The 722-nt window shown below is 66.2% G+C and carries 1 protein-coding gene; it reads left to right on the forward strand.

The annotated features are described in order from the left end of the window. Positions 1 to 231 precede the first annotated feature (231 nt). Complete coding sequence (locus Aut01nite_RS43080; protein ID WP_043530900.1) at positions 232 to 528, forward strand: hypothetical protein; 297 nt, start codon at positions 232 to 234, stop codon at positions 526 to 528. Positions 529 to 722: the final 194 nt, after the last annotated feature.

The following is a 722-nucleotide window of genomic DNA, read 5'->3' on the forward strand; positions in this document are numbered from 1 at the left end:
GCCGCTGATCGAGCGCGCCAGTACCTGTATGCGGAGTGGCCGCGAAGGGTCTCCACCGTCGACTCCGGGGATATCGGTACCTGTCTTTGCGGCTGTCCCCGTGAGGCCATATGACCCGGTCGGTGTACACGCAGGTGTGGGATTTCCGTGGCGGGGGTAGCTCACCGCTCGCGTCAATGAGGCCGCGCCTTCAGAGACAGACATCGACGATGACTTTCAGGAGTTGACCAGATGGCTACGTCCACCCGCGAGAACCACGACACCCACGTGGCGCGCACCCGCTCGCGTGGCGAGGAGACCAAGCCCTCGTTCAAGACCACTGAGCTGATCGTCTACGTGCTCGCCGTCCTCGGCGTACTGATCGCCTCCAACATGGTCGGCGACGGCGCCGCCGACAACGGCGGCGACTACTTCGCCGCCGACCAGGCCTGGTGGTACATCACCCTGCTCACCATCGGCTACATGATCAGCCGGGGCCTGGCCAAGGCCGGCAGCCGCAGCAACGACCACGACCCTCGCACCCACTGACCCCTGCGTTCACCGACGGCCCTGGCGGGCCCGGCCGCTCCTCGCGACACGGCACCCGCCAGGGCCGTTCTTCGTGAGGGCATGCCGTTAAGGGAAGCGCGTTCCGGGCGGCTTCGCCTGCCGAAGTGTCGCCATCCACCTGTAGACCCGTAACTATGCGTTACAGCCGCACAACACCAGGGCCGGTCGAACAG

This window comes from Actinoplanes utahensis, from assembly GCF_016862455.1.
Classification (GTDB): domain Bacteria; phylum Actinomycetota; class Actinomycetes; order Mycobacteriales; family Micromonosporaceae; genus Actinoplanes; species Actinoplanes utahensis.

What these genes read in the sequence shown, in the direction of transcription:
- Aut01nite_RS43080 (WP_043530900.1), top strand. Translation starts at nt 232, where the DNA reads ATGGCTACGTCCACCCGCGAGAACCACGACACCCACGTGGCGCGCACC.